General features: G+C 34.4%; 9 protein-coding genes. 4 read left to right on the top strand and 5 right to left on the bottom strand.

Annotated elements, in window-relative coordinates:
* Position 1: 1 nt before the first annotated feature.
* The 4 genes from IM755_RS08370 to IM755_RS08355 all read right to left on the bottom strand — a co-directional run bounded on the left by IM755_RS08370 (position 2) and on the right by IM755_RS08355 (position 13,939).
* Positions 2 to 3,772 carry an HYR-like domain-containing protein gene (locus IM755_RS08370; protein ID WP_194095687.1) on the bottom strand — a complete coding sequence of 1,257 codons (3,771 nt, stop codon included), beginning with the start codon at positions 3,770 to 3,772 and terminating at the stop codon, positions 2 to 4.
* 161 nt (positions 3,773 to 3,933) lie between these two features.
* Positions 3,934 to 5,841 carry an OmpA family protein gene (locus IM755_RS08365; RefSeq protein ID WP_194095685.1) on the bottom strand — a complete coding sequence of 636 codons (1,908 nt, stop codon included), beginning with the start codon at positions 5,839 to 5,841 and terminating at the stop codon, positions 3,934 to 3,936.
* A gap of 11 nt (positions 5,842 to 5,852) precedes the next feature.
* Positions 5,853 to 6,758, bottom strand: coding sequence for a PorP/SprF family type IX secretion system membrane protein (locus IM755_RS08360; RefSeq protein ID WP_194095683.1), 906 nt, complete (start codon positions 6,756 to 6,758; stop codon positions 5,853 to 5,855).
* A gap of 29 nt (positions 6,759 to 6,787) precedes the next feature.
* Positions 6,788 to 13,939, bottom strand: coding sequence for an HYR-like domain-containing protein (locus IM755_RS08355; RefSeq protein ID WP_194095681.1), 7,152 nt, complete (start codon positions 13,937 to 13,939; stop codon positions 6,788 to 6,790).
* A gap of 419 nt (positions 13,940 to 14,358) precedes the next feature.
* Between IM755_RS08355 and IM755_RS08350 the strand changes: the two genes are divergently transcribed.
* The 4 genes from IM755_RS08350 to IM755_RS08335 are packed head-to-tail and all read left to right on the top strand — an operon-like array spanning position 14,359 to position 18,742.
* On the top strand, positions 14,359 to 14,850 hold the full coding sequence (locus IM755_RS08350; protein ID WP_194095679.1) for a SixA phosphatase family protein: 492 nt from the start codon (positions 14,359 to 14,361) through the stop codon (positions 14,848 to 14,850).
* The gene (gene ppk1 / locus IM755_RS08345; RefSeq protein WP_194095677.1) at positions 14,843 to 16,927 is read left to right on the top strand and encodes a polyphosphate kinase 1; all 2,085 of its coding nucleotides are present in this window, start codon (positions 14,843 to 14,845) and stop codon (positions 16,925 to 16,927) included. The genes IM755_RS08350 and ppk1 overlap by 8 nt, the downstream gene beginning before the upstream one ends.
* A gap of 10 nt (positions 16,928 to 16,937) precedes the next feature.
* The gene (locus IM755_RS08340; RefSeq protein WP_194095675.1) at positions 16,938 to 17,828 is read left to right on the top strand and encodes a Ppx/GppA phosphatase family protein; all 891 of its coding nucleotides are present in this window, start codon (positions 16,938 to 16,940) and stop codon (positions 17,826 to 17,828) included.
* A gap of 44 nt (positions 17,829 to 17,872) precedes the next feature.
* Positions 17,873 to 18,742 carry a hypothetical protein gene (locus IM755_RS08335; protein WP_194095673.1) on the top strand — a complete coding sequence of 290 codons (870 nt, stop codon included), beginning with the start codon at positions 17,873 to 17,875 and terminating at the stop codon, positions 18,740 to 18,742.
* Between the two features lie 51 nt (positions 18,743 to 18,793).
* On the opposite strand, the gene IM755_RS08330 is transcribed toward IM755_RS08335, so the two are convergent.
* The gene (locus IM755_RS08330) at positions 18,794 to 19,231 is read right to left on the bottom strand and encodes a DNA polymerase III subunit gamma/tau (protein ID WP_228063919.1); all 438 of its coding nucleotides are present in this window, start codon (positions 19,229 to 19,231) and stop codon (positions 18,794 to 18,796) included.
* Positions 19,232 to 19,343 lie beyond the last annotated feature (112 nt).

The raw sequence follows: 19,343 nt of genomic DNA, 5'->3' as shown, positions 1-19,343 counted from the left end.
TCTATTTACTTTGAATGTATAAATAACCAGATTTTTCAATATTTTGTTTTTGTGTACCATATAAATCGTACTCATATTTTAAAATATAGAAATAAGTTCCAGCAGGTAGTAAGTCGTTTCCAGAAACAGAATTATGTTCGTTTGAATAACCACTAAATACTTTATTGACATTGTCATAACCTACAGCAGTATATATTTTTACACCCCAACGGTTGTATATTTCAACAGAGTTGTTAGGATAACAATCTATACCTTCGATGTAGAAAATGTCGTTCATTCCGTCGTTATTAGGAGAAACAGCGTTGTAAATTTTAATATCACAAGCCACGTGAACTACTTGTGTAAATGTTGCTATATTTCCGCAATCATCTTCAGCAGTCCAAGTTCTGTTTAAATCGTATTTGTTAATACAATCGCCATCTATTCTAACTTCATTAAAACTGATTGTAGTTGCACCACAATTATCAGAAGCTGTAACAGTTGCTAAGGCAGGAATTCCATCACAATAAGCATAAACCACTGGATTAGGAATAATACCTGTAAAAACTGGAGGTGTTGTATCTTGGATAGTTATAGTTTGTGTATGTGTAGTTACATTTCCACAAGCATCCGTTGCAGTCCAAGTTCTAATGATTTGACTTTCGTTATCACAACTGCCATTAATTACTTGTTCATTGAAAGTTACATTGGCAGTTCCACAAACGTCTGTTGCAGTAAGTGTTGTAGCACTTGGAATGGTTGTATTACATTCAATTGTTACATCAGCTGGTAAACTTTCTACGAATGTAGGATTAGAAGTATCTTGAACAGTTATGATTTGATTGTGAGTTATTACATTTCCACATTCATCAGTTGCTGTCCAAGTTCTAGTTAAGGTATAGTTGTTTAAACAAGTTCCATTAGTTCTAACTTCTACGTAAGTAACAGTTGCAGTTCCACAAACATCCGTTGCAGTTAAAGTTACAGCTGTTGGAACAGCGTTACATTCTACAGTTACATCTGTTGGTAAAGCTTCAACGAATGTTGGATTAGAAGTATCTTGAACCGTAATAATTTGATTGTGAGTTGTTGTATTTCCACAAGCATCTGTTGCAGTCCAAGTTCTAGTTAAGGTATAGTCGTAAGTACAAGTTCCATCAGTTCTAACTTGATTGTAAGTTACCGTTGCAGTTCCACAAAGGTCAGTTGCAGTTAAAGTAACTGGAGTTGGAACAGCATTACATTCTACTGTAACATTTGCAGGTAAACTTTCTAGGAATGTTGGATTAGAAGTATCTTGAACCGTAATAATTTGATTGTGAGTTGTTGTATTTCCACATGCATCTGTTGCAGTCCAAGTTCTAGTTAAGGTATAGTCGTTTATACAAGTTCCATTAGTTCTAACTTCCATGTAAGTTACCGTTGCAGTTCCACAAAGGTCAGTTGCAGTTAAAGTAACTGGAGTAGGAACAGCGTTACATTCTACTGTAACATTTGCAGGTAAACTTTCTACAAATGTTGGATTAGAATTATCTTGAACAGTTATCACTTGATTGTGAGTTGTAGTGTTTCCACATGCATCAGTTGCAGTCCAAGTTCTAGTTAAAGTATAATCGTAAGTACAAGTTCCGTTTGTTCTAACTTCAGTGTAAGTAACAGTTGCAGTTCCACAAATGTCGATTGCAGTTAAAGTTGCAGCTGTTGGAACAGCGTTACATTCTACAGTTACATTTGCAGGTAAACTTTCTACGAATGTTGGATTAGAATTGTCTTGAACAGTTATTACTTGATTGTGAGTTGTAGTGTTTCCACATGCATCAGTTGCAGTCCAAGTTCTAGTTAAAGTATAATCGTAAGTACAAGTTCCGTTTGTTCTAACTTCTACGTAAGTAACAGTTGCAGTTCCACAAACATCCGTTGCAGTTAAAGTTACAGCTGTTGGAACAGCGTTACATTCTACTGTAACATTTGCAGGTAAACTTTCTACGAATGTTGGATTAGAATTGTCTTGAACCGTAATAATTTGGTTGTGAGTCGTTGTATTTCCACAAGCATCAGTTGCAGTCCAAGTTCTAGTTAATGTATAATCGTAAGTACAAGTTCCATTAGTTCTAACTTCTACGTAAGTAACAGTTGCAGTTCCACAAACATCCGTTGCAGTTAAAGTTACAGCTGTTGGAACAGCGTTACATTCTACTGTAACATTTGCAGGTAAACTTTCTACAAATACAGGATTAGAAGTATCTTGAACCGTAATAATTTGATTGTGAGTTGTTGTATTTCCACATGCATCTGTTGCAGTCCAAGTTCTGGTTAAGGTATAATCGTAAATACAAGTTCCGTTTGTTCTAACTTCAGTGTAAGTAACAGTTGCAGTTCCACAAATGTCGGTTGCAGTTAAAGTTGCAGCTGTTGGAACAGCGTTACATTCTACTGTTATGCTGGTTGGTAAAGCTTCTATAAAGGTAGGAGGAGTTGTATCATCTATTGTAAAGATTTTACTAATTGATGCTGAGTTGTTACATGCATCTAAAACTGTAAAAGTTCTAGTTACAACAATGGGACAAGTTCCTGTTTGTGTATCTTGATAGGAAATACTACTTATGCTAGAAGCATCAGTTACAGTTCCTCCAACACTTTGGAAAGTTGTTAAATCAATGGTTGTAGAAATACCAGAATAAGGTAAGTCAGTAACATCAATTATAGCAGTTGAACAACCTTCAAGAGTTACATCTGGAGTTATTGTTACTATTGGAGGTGTTGTATCTCCATTTAATATTGTAAATGACTCATTTTTAATACATCCAAAAGCATCTGTTACTTGAACATTATAACTTCCAGGTGTAAGATTAGTTAAATCTTGTGTCGTTGCACTATTACTCCATAGATAACTGTAAGGAGGTGTTCCTCCCGTTACTGTTATATCAATAGCACCATCATTAGATGATGAACAACCAACAGTAGCTATTGATGATGTAATTTGAATCTCTGTAGGATATACAATTGGAACCAAATATGAATTTGATAATCCTAAATTATCCGTAACAGTTAGTTCAGCAGAATAACTCATACCATTGTTATAAACAAAAGTTGGATTTTCTAATATAGAGTCAGTAGTTCCATTGTTATCAAAATCCCAAGCAAAAGTATAAGGTGGAGTACCGCCAGATGTTGTAGAATTAAAATTTACGGTTGTTGAACTTCCTGTAGTACAAGCTGTATAATCAAATTCAACTGCTAATGGTGCTGTAACTGCAATGTTATCTGGTAAATCACATTGTGTTTTATTGTATGAAGAACAATTATATGGAACCAATTCGGTATCATCACCATTTGTTCTCCAAACAATTAATATTCTACTTAATGTAATTTCTTGACCACAAACCCATGTAAATGGTCCATACAAAGCAATTTGTCCAGCTCCAGGTTGTACTGTTCTGAAGTCAACATTCAAAGGTACAGTTGCTTGTCCTTCAATATTCAAATCGGCAAACATACGTGAGTGATGAACTGCACTTGCTGAATTTGAAGTATAGTTTAACATTACATACAAATTTTGTGGTGTTCCAATAGTACAAGTAGTATTATTTAATGGCACACCATTAACATCAGTAAGACTCAAGAAGACATCCACCAAAGTATAATTATTAGATGTACAATTGTAGTAGTCTAAATAATAATTAGGAGGCGATCCACATAATCTTAAATCGGGTCTATCAGCACTAAATTGACCATACATCGTATTGAAGCCAACTAATACTAACATAACTAAAAATCTTAATCTAGTTTTCATAACTTCATATTTAGGGATACATAAAGTTACCTCACTATCAGACAATTAAAAATGATAAATATCAGTTAAAATACTTTTTTGGATATAATATATGAAACATAAAAAAGCAGTTATTACAATAATAACTGCTTTTCCAAAAATGATATAGATATGTGTGTAGGTTACATTTTTAGCACGATAAACTCGCTTCGTCTATTTTTTTGATGTTCAGCTTCGCTACACGGAACGTCGTCTGAGCAATTGTTTACCAATTGGGTTTCTCCATATCCTTTTGCGGTCAATCTATTACGATTGATACCGTTTTTAACCATAAATTCTAGAGTAGATTTTGCTCTTCTGTCTGATAACAGTTCGTTGTATTTGTGAGTTTGTCTACTATCGGTATGCGAACGGATATCAATGGTCATGTTTGGATATTGGTTCATAACCGCTATGATTTTCTCTAAATCTTCTGCAGCGTCTGGGCGAATATTCCATTTGTCTAAATCGAAATAAATGATACTAACATCTAGTATTTTTGCTAAATCGGTTCCCACTTCAACTGGGAAGATATTTCGTTTTAATTCGATATCTAACTTAGATTCACCTGTTTTGGTTACTGGACCAAATGATTTTTCAGTAGTTTCATATTCTTCTTTTGACGCTCTTACGTAGTATTTTTTATTACATTCAATTTTAAATGAATAAGCTCCTTTATCTGAAGAAATAGTTTCACTAATTTTATTCATTTTATCATCAAAAAGAATCACTTTAGCATTGGTTAATATTGCTTTTGTATCAATATCTGAAATTATACCAGTTAAAGTATGAGTACAAAGAGTAAAAGTGTAAATGTCGTCAAATCCAGTTCCTCCATCTCTGTTGGAAGAGAAAAATCCTAAACCATCTTTGTTAGTAATGTATCCAAAATCGTCCATTGGACTGTTTAATGGTTTTCCTACATTGACAGGTTTTTCAAATGAATTCTTGTTTGCTTTAGCTTCAAAAATATCTAATCCACCAAGTCCTGGATGTCCATCAGATGCGAAAAACAAATTATTATCAGTATCTACAAAAGGGAAGGTTTCTCTTCCTTCAGTATTAATGGTTGGACCTAAATTTTCTGGTGAACCAAAATTACCATTAGAATCGATAGACACTTTGTATAAGTCAGAATTTCCAAAACTTCCCGGCATATCTGAAGCAAAATACATGGTTTTCTCATCTGGACTCAACGCAGGATGTGCTGTTTTGTAATTATCGTTAGAAAAAGGCAATTCTTTTACATTCGTCCATTCACCATTGATTAATTCAGCTTTGTAAATTTTTTCCATGATAACTTTGTCATCACTTTTACGTTTTTTACCGTCGTTGTAATTGTTTCGGGTAAAATACATAGTTTTTCCATCTTTTGTGAAGACAGGTGAGGACTCATTATATTTAGTATTTACAGTTTTAGAGAAATTTTCTACGCTTCCTAATTTTCCATCATTATCAATTGAAGCAACAAATAAATCAGTGAAATTTTGTTTAGTCCAATCGTGAATTTTGGAGTACTGATTGCCTTCACTTCGAGAAGAAGTAAATACAATTTGTTTTCCGAAAAATGTTGGACCATAATCATAAAACTCTGAATTTACATCGGTTTTATCCATGGTATATTTTCCAGAAACGGCATCAATATCAGTTAAATAATCTTTATTCTCTTGAAATAATTTGGCTCTAGTATCGTTTGTTTTTTGAGCAAATAATTCCATGTACTGATTTGATTTTTCGTAATTACCTTCCGCTTTTAAAGTTTGAGCATATCTAAAATAATACTCCGAGTCTACTTCTTGATTTAGGGCAAAAAGTTCACCATACCATTTAGAAGCTTTATCTAATTCACCATTGAAATAGTAAGCATTCCCCAATTTTTCGAATAATTCAGCAGATTTGTATCCTTTTTCGGCCACTTTCTCATAAATTTCGATTGCATCTATATAAGAGTATTTATCGTATTTTTTGTCTGCTTTGTTTAGCTTAGACCCTTGTGCAAAAGCACCAATTGTGATGCTTAAGACGAATACTAGTGTGTATAATGTTTTCATAATCGGAAAATTTAAAAGAATCTAGGTGCTGAAACTCTACTTCTGTTGAAAAACTCATAGCGTAGAAATATCTCGTGAGAACCTGAATTGTAATTAGCAAGTTTAGTGGTTTCTAAATCATAACCATATCCAATGAACCAAGAATCTGAAATCTGAAATCCAGCCAAAGCACTCACAGAAGCATCCCATCTGTATGCGGCTCCTAATGTTAGTTTATCAAAGAATAAAAAGTTAGCTGTTATATCAGCTTGCAATGGAGCTCCTTCTACAATTTTACTTAAAACAGCGGGTTTGAAATCGATGTTATCACTTAGTGTAAATACATGTCCTGCAATAAAATAGAAGTGCATTTTTTCTTTAGTAATTTCAATATTGTTATCATTATATCGATAAGATTCGAAAAAGCTTGGTACCGATAATCCAAAGTAAGTTTTATCTGAAAATAGATATAATCCAGCTCCTACATTTGGAGAAAATTCGGTATCCATGTTTTGAAATTGTGGGTCGGCTGGATCGTAAATTCTTAACTTATTAACGTCTAATTGAAATAAATTAGCCGTTCCTTTTAAGCCTAATGATAATTTATAATTTTCTGATATTTGAATAAAATAAGCTAAGTCAGCTGAAATTTCATTTTCATTAACTGGACCAATTTTATCATTAACAAAGTTTAATCCTATACCAAAGTTAGAATCTCCAACCGGCATATTTACAGAAAAATTATTAGTTACTGGTGCTCCGTCTAAACCTACCCACTGATTTCTGTGGAGTAAAAATGCCGTTATTGTTTCCCTAGAACCAGCATAGGCTGGATTTACAAGGGGCGTATTGTACATATATTGAGTATATTGAGAATCCTGTTGAGAATACATACTTTGTAAAATGAATGCACAAATTATAGTTAAAATCGTTTTCATCTTGTTTGTATTTAAGTTGCTTTAATCTATTAACGGTTTAGGTATAAATATCCTGATCGATCATGTTTCTTATTTTCTTCATCTGTATATTTCAGAATGTAGAAGTAAGTGCCGTCTGGAAGAAGCTCATTTTTATTAATGGTGTTTCTACCTTCAGATATTCCTTTGAACGATTTAAGATTATTATCATAACCTGTTTCGCTATAAACTAAAATTCCCCATCTGTTATAAATTTCTACTGTATTATCTGGATAACATTCAAGTCCGTCGATGAAAAAGAAATCATTGGAGCTATCGTCATTTGGTGAAACCGCATTGTAAACCGTAATGTCACAAGCAGCTAATACCACACAATCATCATTTACATTTAAATACACTTCATAAATCATCGGACAAGTATTATCTTCTAATTCAACAATATACTGTAAAGTATAGTATCCTAAAGTTACATTTGTTGGGTCGAAAATATTTCCAGTTAATCCACCAGAATTAGTAACTTCCTGCCATGTTCCACTTGTAGGAATTGAATCGTCTAATATAGTAAATAAATCTATTGGATTTTCTTCTATACATATTGAAAAAGGAATTGCATCGAATGGTTCTTCAACACTAACATTAATAGTTTGTGTAAAATTAGCCTCGTTTCCACAATTGTCAGAAACAACCCATTCTCGTACAATAACATATTCATAAATTGAAATAATTGTTGAAGTTTCATTGTAAATTACATTTTGGATGCCAGAACAATTATCTGAGAAAACTAATTGAGGAACCGTTGGAATCTCAGAACATAAAACACTAATTTGTGTGCTTAACGGGGTTGTTAAAGTAGGGGGAGTGTTGTCGAAAACAGTTATAATTTGAGTATAACTTGAGCTATTATTACAACTATCAGTTATGGTCCAAGTTCTGTTAATGATATATTCTCCAGCACATTGTGATTCTTCTCTGTCAATTGTATCTAAAACATTAACAATTACATCACTACAGTTATCAGTTCCAGTCATAATTGCAGGGGTTGGAACAGCATCACAAGAAACAGAAATATTTTGAGGAAGTTCACTTGTGAAAATTGGATTGGTTGTATCAATGATTGTAAATGTAGCTGTTGTTGAAGAACTATTTCCGCAATTATCAGTAGCAGTAAAAGTTACCGAAGCAGAACCAGTTGCTCCACAAGTATCAGAAACCGAAGTAAAGTTGTTAGTCCAAGTTACCGAAGAACAAACATCGCTAGCTGAAGCACCACCGTTAGAAGCTAACCAAGCGTTTAAAGCAGCCGTATTTCCAGCACCATCACATTGTACTTCTAAATTTGAAGCTTGCGTTGTGATTGTTGGATTTGTGTTATCAATTATTGTAAACGTAGCAGTAGTTGAAGAACTATTTCCGCAATTATCAGTAGCTGTAAAAGTCACTGTTGCCGAACCAGTAGCTCCACAAGTGTCAGAAACCGAAGTAAAGTTGTTAGTCCAAGTTACCGAAGAACAAACATCGCTAGCTGAAGCACCACCATTTGAAGCCAACCAAGCGTTTAATGCAGCAGTATTTCCAGCACCATCACATTGTACTTCTAAATTCGAAGCTTGCGTTGTGATTGTTGGATTCGTGTTATCGATTATTGTAAACGTTGCAGTTGTTGAAGAACTATTTCCACAGTTATCAGTAGCAGTAAAAGTCACTGTTGCAGAACCAGTTGCACCACAAGTATCATAAATCGATGTGAAGTTGTTACTCCAAGTTACATTCGAACAAACATCAGAAGCTACAGCACCACCGTTAGAAGCCAACCAAGCGTTTAATGCAGCAGTATTTCCAGCACCATCACATTGTACTTCTAAGTTAGAAGCTTGCGTTGTGATTGTTGGATTCGTGTTATCGATTATTGTAAACGTTGCAGTAGTTGAAGAACTATTTCCGCAATTATCAGTAGCTGTAAAAGTAACTGTTGCCGAACCAGTAGCTCCACAAGTGTCAGAAACCGAAGTAAAGTTGTTACTCCAAGTCACATTCGAACAAACATCGCTAGCTGAAGCACCTCCGTTAGAAGCTAACCAAGCGTTTAATGCAGCAGTATTTCCAGTACCATCACATTGTACTTCTAAGTTAGAAGCTTGAGTTGTGATTGTTGGATTGGTTGTATCAATGATTGTAAACGTTGCAGTTGTAGAAGAACTATTTCCGCAATTATCAGTAGCTGTAAAAGTCACTGTTGCAGAACCAGTCGCTCCACAAGTATCAGAAACCGAAGTAAAGTTGTTACTCCAAGTTACCGAAGAGCAAACATCGCTAGCCGAAGCACCACCGTTTGAAGCTAACCAAGCGTTTAAAGCAGCAGTATTTCCATTTCCATCACATTGTACTTCTAAATTGGAAGCTTGAACAGAAATCACAGGATTCGTGTTATCAATGATTGTAAACGTTGCAGTTGTAGAAGAACTATTTCCGCAATTATCAGTAGCAGTAAAAGTTACCGAAGCAGAACCAGTTGCTCCACAAGTGTCAGAAACCGAAGTAAAGTTGTTAGTCCAAGTTACCGAAGAACAAACATCGCTAGCTACAGCACCACCGTTAGAAGCTAACCAAGCGTTTAATGTAGCAATATTTCCAGCACCATCACATTGTACTTCTAAGTTAGAAGCTTGCGTTGTGATTGTTGGATTCGTGTTATCGATTATTGTAAACGTTGCAGTTGTTGAAGAACTATTTCCGCAATTATCAGTAGCAGTAAAAGTCACTATTGCCGAACCAGTTGCTCCACAAGTATCAGAAACCGAAGTAAAGTTGTTACTCCAAGTTACCGAAGAACAAACATCGCTAGCAGAAGCACCACCGTTTGAAGCTAACCAAGCGTTTAAAGCAGCAGTATTTCCATTTCCATCACATTGTACTTCTAAATTGGAAGCTTGAACAGAAATCACAGGATTCGTGTTATCAATGATTGTAAACGTTGCAGTTGTAGAAGAACTATTTCCGCAATTATCAGTAGCAGTAAAAGTCACTATTGCCGAACCAGTTGCTCCACAAGTATCAGAAACCGAAGTAAAGTTGTTAGTCCAAGTTACCGAAGAACAAACATCGCTAGCTGAAGCACCACCGTTAGAAGCCAACCAAGCGTTTAATGCAGCAGTATTTCCAGCACCATCACATTGTACTTCTAAGTTAGAAGCTTGCGTTGTGATTGTTGGATTCGTGTTATCGATTATTGTAAACGTTGCAGTAGTTGAAGAACTATTTCCGCAATTATCAGTAGCAGTAAAAGTTACCGAAGCAGAACCAGTCGCTCCACAAGTATCAGAAACCGAAGTAAAGTTGTTAGTCCAAGTTACCGAAGAACAAACATCGCTAGCTGAAGCACCACCATTTGAAGCCAACCAAGCGTTTAATGCAGCAGTATTTCCAGCACCATCACATTGTACTTCTAAATTCGAAGCTTGCGTTGTGATTGTTGGATTCGTGTTATCGATTATTGTAAACGTTGCAGTTGTTGAAGAACTATTTCCGCAATTATCAGTAGCAGTAAAAGTCACTATTGCCGAACCAGTTGCTCCACAAGTATCAGAAACTGATGTGAAGTTATTACTCCAAGTTACATTCGAACAAACATCGCTAGCTGAAGCACCACCGTTAGAAGCTAACCAAGCGTTTAATGCAGCAGTATTTCCAGCACCATCACATTGTACTTCTAAGTTAGAAGCTTGCGTTGTGATTGTTGGATTCGTGTTATCGATTATTGTAAACGTTGCAGTTGTTGAAGAACTATTTCCACAGTTATCAGTAGCAGTAAAAGTCACTGTTGCAGAACCAGTTGCACCACAAGTATCAGAAATCGATGTGAAGTTGTTACTCCAAGTTACATTCGAACAAACATCAGAAGCTACAGCACCACCATTAGAAGCTAACCAAGCGTTTAATGCAGCAGTGTTTCCGTTTCCATCACATTGCACTTCTAAATTTGAAGCTTGCGTTGTGATTGTTGGATTTGTGTTATCAATTATTGTAAACGTAGCAGTTGTTGAAGAACTATTTCCACAGTTATCAGTAGCAGTAAAAGTCACTGTTGCAGAACCAGTCGCTCCACAAGTGTCAGAAACTGATGTAAAGTTGTTACTCCAAGTTACCGAAGAACAAACATCGCTAGCCGAAGCACCACCGTTTGAAGCTAACCAAGCGTTTAAAGCAGCAGTATTTCCATTTCCATCACATTGTACTTCTAAATTGGAAGCTTGAACAGAAATCACAGGATTCGTGTTATCAATGATTGTAAACGTTGCAGTTGTAGAAGAACTATTTCCGCAATTATCAGTAGCTGTAAAAGTCACTGTTGCAGAACCAGTTGCTCCACAAGTATCAGAAACCGAAGTAAAGTTGTTAGTCCAAGTTACCGAAGAACAAACATCGCTAGCTGAAGCACCACCGTTAGAAGCCAACCAAGCGTTTAATGCAGCAGTATTTCCAGCACCATCACATTGTACTTCTAAGTTAGAAGCTTGCGTTGTGATTGTTGGATTCGTGTTATCGATTATTGTAAACGTTGCAGTAGTTGAAGAACTATTTCCGCAATTATCAGTAGCAGTAAAAGTTACCGAAGCAGAACCAGTCGCTCCACAAGTATCAGAAACTGATGTAAAGTTGTTAGTCCAAGTTATATTCGAACAAACATCGCTAGCTGAAGCACCACCGTTAGAAGCTAACCAAGCATTTAATGCAGCAGTGTTTCCGTTTCCATCACATTGCACTTCTAAATTTGAAGCTTGCGTTGTGATTGTTGGATTTGTGTTATCAATGATTGTAAACGTTGCAGTTGTAGAAGAACTATTTCCGCAATTATCAGTAGCTGTAAAAGTCACTGTTGCAGAACCAGTCGCTCCACAAGTATCAGAAACCGAAGTAAAGTTGTTACTCCAAGTTACCGAAGAACAAACATCGCTAGCCGAAGCACCACCGTTTGAAGCTAACCAAGCGTTTAAAGCAGCAGTATTTCCATTTCCATCACATTGTACTTCTAAATTGGAAGCTTGAACAGAAATCACAGGATTCGTGTTATCAATGATTGTAAACGTTGCAGTTGTAGAAGAACTATTTCCGCAATTATCAGTAGCAGTAAAAGTCACTGTTGCAGAACCAGTAGCTCCACAAGTGTCAGAAACCGAAGTAAAGTTGTTACTCCAAGTTACCGAAGAACAAACATCGCTAGCCGAAGCACCACCGTTTGAAGCTAACCAAGCGTTTAATGCAGCAGTATTTCCAGCACCATCACATTGTACTTCTAAATTTGAAGCTTGCGTTGTGATTGTTGGATTTGTGTTATCAATTATTGTAAACGTTGCAGTTGTAGAAGAACTATTTCCGCAATTATCAGTAGCTGTAAAAGTCACTGTTGCCGAACCAGTTGCACCACAAGTATCAGAAACTGATGTAAAGTTGTTAGTCCAAGTTATATTCGAACAAACATCGCTAGCTGAAGCACCACCGTTAGAAGCTAACCAAGCATTTAAAGCAGCAGTATTTCCAGCACCATCACATTGTACTTGTAAGTTCGAAGCTTGTGTTGTAATTGATGGATTGGTTGTATCAATGATTGTAAACGTTGCAGTTGTAGAAGAACTATTTCCGCAATTATCAGTAGCTGTAAAAGTCACTGTTGCAGAACCAGTAGCTCCACAAGTATCAGAAACCGAAGTAAAGTTGTTAGTCCAAGTTACCGAAGAACAAACATCGCTAGCCGAAGCACCACCGTTTGAAGCTAACCAAGCGTTTAATGCAGCAGTATTTCCAGCACCATCACATTGTACTTCTAAGTTAGAAGCTTGCGTTGTGATTGTTGGATTCGTTGTATCATTGATAGTAAATATCTGGTTGCATGTTACAACGTTTAGAATTGTATTTTCTCCAGCATCTCTTATTCCGTTATCATTTGCGTCTAAGTATTCGGTAATTGTATAAGTTCGGGTTACTTGTGTATTACAACCTAAATAAGCGCTGTTAGAAGCAGTTATTTGGATTACACCACAAGGATTGTTACCAATTATACCATTACCATTTCCTAAAGCTTCAAATTCTAATTCAGTTAAAGAAGTTGCTTGAGGTAATAAATCATAACATTGTAAACTTACAGGTGAAAATGTTGGACAGGTTACTAAAAATTCACAACAAACAACAGCAGAAATTGTAGTTGTGTAATTTTTAATACATCCCAAAGCATCTGTTATAGTTGCTGAATAAGTTCCTATTCCTAAGTTTGATAAATCTTGAGAAGTTGCACCAGTATTCCATAAAACGGTATAAGGAGCCGTTCCACCAGAAATTGTCAAATCAATTGAAGCAGTTGAACCAGGTACACAAGTTAAACCTTGAACATTTGCATTTACATTAACTTGGCTTGGATAAACAATAGGAACAGAATATGTATTTGTCAATCCCATCGCGTCAGTTACTGTTAAAGTAGCTGTGTTGGATAAAGAATTATTGTAATTGAAAGTAGGATTTTCTTGTGTAGAATCAACTGTTCCATTAGAATCAAAATCCCAAGCATAACTATAAGGAGGTGTTCCTCCATTTGTTGTTGAATCGAAATTGATTGTAGAAATACTTCCATTTGTACAACCAGAATAATCAAATTGAACAGCTAGTGGAGCAGTAATAACAACGCTTGCAGGGAATTCGCATTGTGATTTGTTATAGGTGCTACAAGAATAAGGAACTAATTCGGTTCCATTTCCTGAGGTTTTCCAAACAATTAAAATTCTATTCAGGATCATTTCTTGTCCACAAACCCATGTAAATGGGCCATAAAGCAGACGTTGTCCTGAACCAGGGGCAACTGTTCCTAAGTTAACATTTAATTGTGTAATAACACCATCAATTTCTAAATCAGCAAACATTCTTACATGATATATATTACTGTTTGAATTTGATGTGTAATTTAACATTACATACATGGTTTGAGATACACCTGGTGTACATGTAGTATTATTTAGTGGAACGCCATTAACATCGGTTAAACTTAAAAATACATCGTCTAAAGTATAATTATTAGATGTACAATTATAGTAATCCTGATAATAATTAGGAGCAGTACCACATAATCTTAAATCGGGTTTTGTTGTTGTAAATTGTGAATAAACAAAATTAAACCCAAGACAGATAAATAATATCGAAATGGTAATTTTTGTTTTCATGAACGTTTTGATTTAATTTAACAATAATTGAAAAAATAGACCAAAAACGAGTAGTAAATAACTAATAGTTGGGGAAAGAAATGAAGTAGTAAGTGTGATTGAGATGGGGAAAAAACATGTAGTCAACAATACATAGTTGAATAAATAAAAATTTAAAACGCAATTCTTTTTAATGATTTAAAATAAACTTTTTTAACACATATCTATTACTTAATAAAAAGTAATTAAAGTTCTAGTCAGGGCAACTATTAAAGAAATTTCTTGATGCTAAATTACTCAAAAACTAATACTTAGCTAGCTTTACATGAGTGTTTTCGATAAAGTGTTTAAAAAAATCTACTAACTAACTTAAAATTGATGAAAAGGTTTAACTTTTAATTCAAAAAAAAGTAGTAATTTGAATCTCTAAACTAATAACTATGAAAAATTTAATACTTATTAGACATTCAAAGTCAAGTTGGGATGCACCAGTCCAAGATATTGAAAGATCAATCTCCCAACGAGGAGTTAAAGATGCACATTTAATTGCTGCAAAAACGCCTGAAATTTTACCACCATCTTATATTGTATGGAGTAGTAAAGCAAAAAGGACTCAAGAAACCGCTTTTATATTTTCTCAATACCTTTCTATTCCGCTTGAAACTATCCATTTTTCAGAGGATTTATACACTTTTGATGCTAAGAGCTTAGAAAAAAACATAAAAAAATGTGAAAATTCATATGATAGTCTAATTCTTTTTGGACATAATGAAGCTATTACAAAATTTGTTAATAAATTTGGAGACCTTTACATTGATAATGTTCCTACTTCGGGTGTAGTTGCTTTGCAATTTGACATTGACGATTGGAACAATTTATCAAAAGGAAAAACCATAGCAACATTATTTCCAAGCCATTTTAAAAATGAATAATACCATAAATAACTATATCGATAGAGAAAAAAGTTGGTTAACATTTAATGCGAGAGTATTACAGGAAGCCAATGATGAAAATGTACCATTATTAGATCGATTTCGTTTTCTTGGAATTTTCTCCAATAACTTAGACGAATTTTTCAGAGTGCGTTATGCGGCAATTCGTCGTATGAGTCTTGAAACTAATGAAACTGAAAAAATCCTGGGAGTTCCGGCTGAACAATTACTTAAAGAAATTACCGATATTGTTATCGAACAACAATCGGAAAGTTTACGTATTTTAAGTGAAATTGAAAAAAAGCTGGAAAAAGAAAATATTTTCATTATTAACGAAAATCAAGTTACTAAAGATCAAGAAAATTTTATTCACGATTATTTCATTCAAAAAGTTAGTCCGGCTGTAGTAACTATCATGTTAAATGACTTAGAAGAATTTCCTCTTTTAAAAGATACTTCGGGATATTTAGCAATTAAATTGGTTATGAAATCAGAATCTCAAAGCGAAGAGATTAAATATGCAGTAATCGAAATTCCTAATACGATTAACCGATTTGTAGTTCTTCCTTCTAATTCTGACAAACAGTATATTATTCTTCTTGATGATGTTATCCGTCTTAACTTAAATAGTATATTTAATATTTTTGATTACAAAACGATTTCAGCGCACATGATTAAAATTACTCGTGATGCTCAGTTGGAATTCGATAGTGATTTGAGTAAAAGTTTAATGGAAAAAATTTCCAATTCCGTTAAAGAAAGGAGAGTGGGTGAGCCTGTTCGTTTTGTTTATGATCAAGCAATTGGAAAAGATACCTTAGAATTTTTCCTTAAAGGAATGAATATTTTAAGTTCTGACAGTATTATTCCCGGTGGAAGATATCACAATCGTAGAGATTATATGAACTTCCCAAATTTAGGTCGATACGACTTGCTTTACAGAGAAAACTTACCATTACCAGTTCCAGGATTATCATTAGAAGGAAGTATTTTAGAACGAATTAAAAAGAAAGATTACTTGCTTTATGCGCCATATCAGTCGTTTTCTTATATCATTAAATTTTTGCGAGAAGCGGCTTTAGATCCAAAAGTAGCTTCTATAAAAATTACACTATATCGTTTGGCTAAGAACTCTCAAATTGTAAGTTCGTTAATCAATGCAGCAAAAAACGGTAAAAAAGTAACAGTTCAAATTGAATTACAAGCGCGTTTTGATGAAGAAAGTAATATTTCATATTCCGAACAAATGCAAACGGAAGGAATCGAATTGATTTTTGGAGTAAAAGGTTTAAAAGTGCATAGTAAAATTTGTGTTATTGAAAGAATTGAAGAAGGAAGAGTAAAACGTTACGGATTTATTTCAACCGGAAATTTCAATGAAAATTCAGCAAAAGTTTACACCGATGTGACTTTATTTACAAGTAATACAGAAATTTTAAAAGACGCTGCTAAGATTTTCGATTTCTTTGATGTGAATTATCGTGTACATCGTTACAAGCATTTAATTGTTTCGCCTCATTACACAAGAAGTCGTTTTAACAAATTAATTGACAGAGAAATTCTAAATGCGCTTTCTGGAAAAGAAGCATATATTAAATTAAAAATGAACAGTATATCCGATTTTAAAATGACGGATAAATTGTATGAAGCAAGTCAGGCTGGAGTAAAAATTCAATTGATAATTAGAGGAATTTGTTGTTTAATTCCTGGAGTAAAAGGGTTGAGCGAAAATATTGAAGCCATCAGCATAGTAGATAATTATTTAGAACATTCGCGAATTTATATTTTTGGAAATGCAGGTGATCCTGAAGTATTCATTTCATCAGCCGATTTCATGACACGTAATTTAGACGCAAGAGTAGAAGTAACATGTCCTATTTATGATCCTGAAATTAGAAAAGAATTAATTGAAACTTTCGAAATAGGTTGGAAAGCTAATGTAAAAGCTCGTATTCATTCTGCTGATTTATTAAATCGTTACAGAAAACGTGGTGATGAAAAACCATTCAGAGCCCAACAAGAAATGTATAATTATTACCAAAACAAATTAGACGTAATTGCAGAAGAGTTGCAATAATAAAGGATAAATGATTACAATAAAAAAATATGCAGCTATCGATATTGGTTCCAATGCCATGAGGTTATTGGTGACGAATATTGTGGAGCAAGAAGGACATCCAACACAATTCAACAAAAGTTCCTTAGTTCGTGTTCCCATTCGTTTGGGGCAAGACGCTTTTACCGTAGGCGAAATTACCGAGCAAAATATTGAAAGAATGATTGATGCCATGAAAGCTTTCAAATTATTGATGAAAGTACACAAGGTAGAAAAATATCAAGCTTGTGCAACATCGGCAATGCGCGAAGCTTACAACGGAAAAGAAGTAGTTGAAATCATCAAAAAGAAAGCCGATATAAAAATTGATATCATTGATGGTAAAAAAGAAGCCGCGATTATTGCGGCATCCGATTTAAAACAATTTATTAGTACTGATAAAGCTTATTTGTATGTTGATGTTGGTGGAGGAAGTACCGAATTTTCTTTATTCTACGAAGGTAAAATCATCGCATCTAAATCATTCAAAAATGGAACCGTTCGTTTGTTGAATAACATGGTAAACGAAGTCGTTTGGCAAGAAATTGAAAAATGGATTAAAACCAATACCGAACCTTTTGAAGATATCACCTTAATTGGTTCTGGTGGAAATATTAATAAATTATTCAAATTATCTGAAAAACAACAAGATAAACCGCTTTCGTATGTGTATGTAAGTTCGCAATATCAAAAATTGAACAGCATGACCTACGAACAAAGAATTGCCGAAATAGGTTTAAACCCAGACCGCGCCGATGTAATTATTCCAGCAACAAGAATCTATCTTAACGCCATGAAATGGAGTGGCGCCCGTCATATTTACGTACCAAAAATTGGATTATCCGATGGTATCGTGAAAGCGATGTATTATGGGAAGATTTGATGATGTTTACTAGTTATTAGCCATTTTAGAAAAATAAAACAGACATGGGGACTTGGGGAACATCTATAAAAGACAATGACGCATTTGCTGACGTTTACAGCGAATTTTTTGACTTCTATAACAAGGGTGGACAACCCGAAATCATTTCCAAAAAAATCATTGAAGACAATTGGGAAATTCTTGAAATAGAAGAAGAAAAAAATAGTTTGTGGTTTGCTCTAGCTTTAGCCCAATGGGAGACAAAATCTCTTGACCCAAAAATTATATCGAAAGTTGAAGAAATAATATTATCAGGTGTAGACTTGAAAATTTGGCTTTCTCTTGGAGCAAGTGAACAAGACATTAAAAAACGAAAAATTGCACTTGACAAGTTCCTTGAAAAAATAAAGTCTGACAGACCAAAAGCTAAACCAAGAAAAAGAAAAAAATTAAAAACACCAATTTTCGCAACAGGCGACTGTTTGGTTTTTAAATTATCAAATGGTAATTATGGCGGAGCAGTTGTTTTAGCAACAGACAATAATCCAGAAACTGCATATAACTTAGTAGTAACTACTCGACTGAATCAAAGCAATAAACCGACAATTAAAGACTTTCAAAATACAGAAGTTCTAATTTGCAATTTTGGACAGTGGCAAGACAAAGCGGATGTAACTTGGTATATGCCCGACTTATTTTATAAAGACTATGCCGATATTTACGAAAAAATTGGAAAAATTTCAGTGGATTTAGAGTATGACAATAAAAATCATGACGGAAAAGGTTATTTATTCAAACCGTCATGGACAGCATGTTGGGGTATGAATAATGCAGCAGATAAACAATTTGAATCTGAATTAACAAAACCAAAACCGAAAAAGACTTTAACAATTAAACAGTTGACTAAAAAAGAAAAATGGTGGAAAGTATTCTAAAAAAAAAGGCTTATAACAGCGTTTTGCTTCAATGCTACTTCTAAATTTTCCTTAAACATCCAAATCAAACGTCTTTCTCAACAAGTCTAAAGCTGGATTAATTTGTTTTAAACGTTCAAATTTCTCTTGTGGTGTAAAAGCGTATTTATTTTCGGTAGTTTCGTTTACAACAACTTCAATAGTAATATCGTGGTTGTGTAATTTTCCTCTTAAATAACCCATTAATTCATGGCAACCCGATAAAAATTCCTCTTTCGTACTTTGATTTGGAAGTTCTAAAGTTATAGTGGTGCCGTTTAATGTTGGATCGTTCATTTGCATGTATGTTGCTAATAAACGCTTGCCACTATCGGTCATTTTTTGAGCAAATTTATTCCATTGCAACAACATATCGGTTTCGTTAAACGTTTCCGAAGGCAATTCTTCTCTGTGTTTTTGAAAGGTTTGTTGTTGGGCTTCTAATTCTTTTTTGGCTTTAATACTCGCCAAAGAAAGTGCTGAAACTTTAGTTCCTGTCGGATTTAAATTCGTTAAAACAGGTTTTGGTATTTCAGGAACAATTGGAGCAACTACTTCACTTTGAACTTCAGGAATTGAAGAC

It is taken from the genome of Flavobacterium proteolyticum, from assembly GCF_015223105.1.
Classification (GTDB): Bacteria; Bacteroidota; Bacteroidia; order Flavobacteriales; family Flavobacteriaceae; genus Flavobacterium; species Flavobacterium proteolyticum.
Note: the sequence above shows the minus strand (reverse complement) of the source record. Positions and strands in the feature narration are given on the sequence as shown.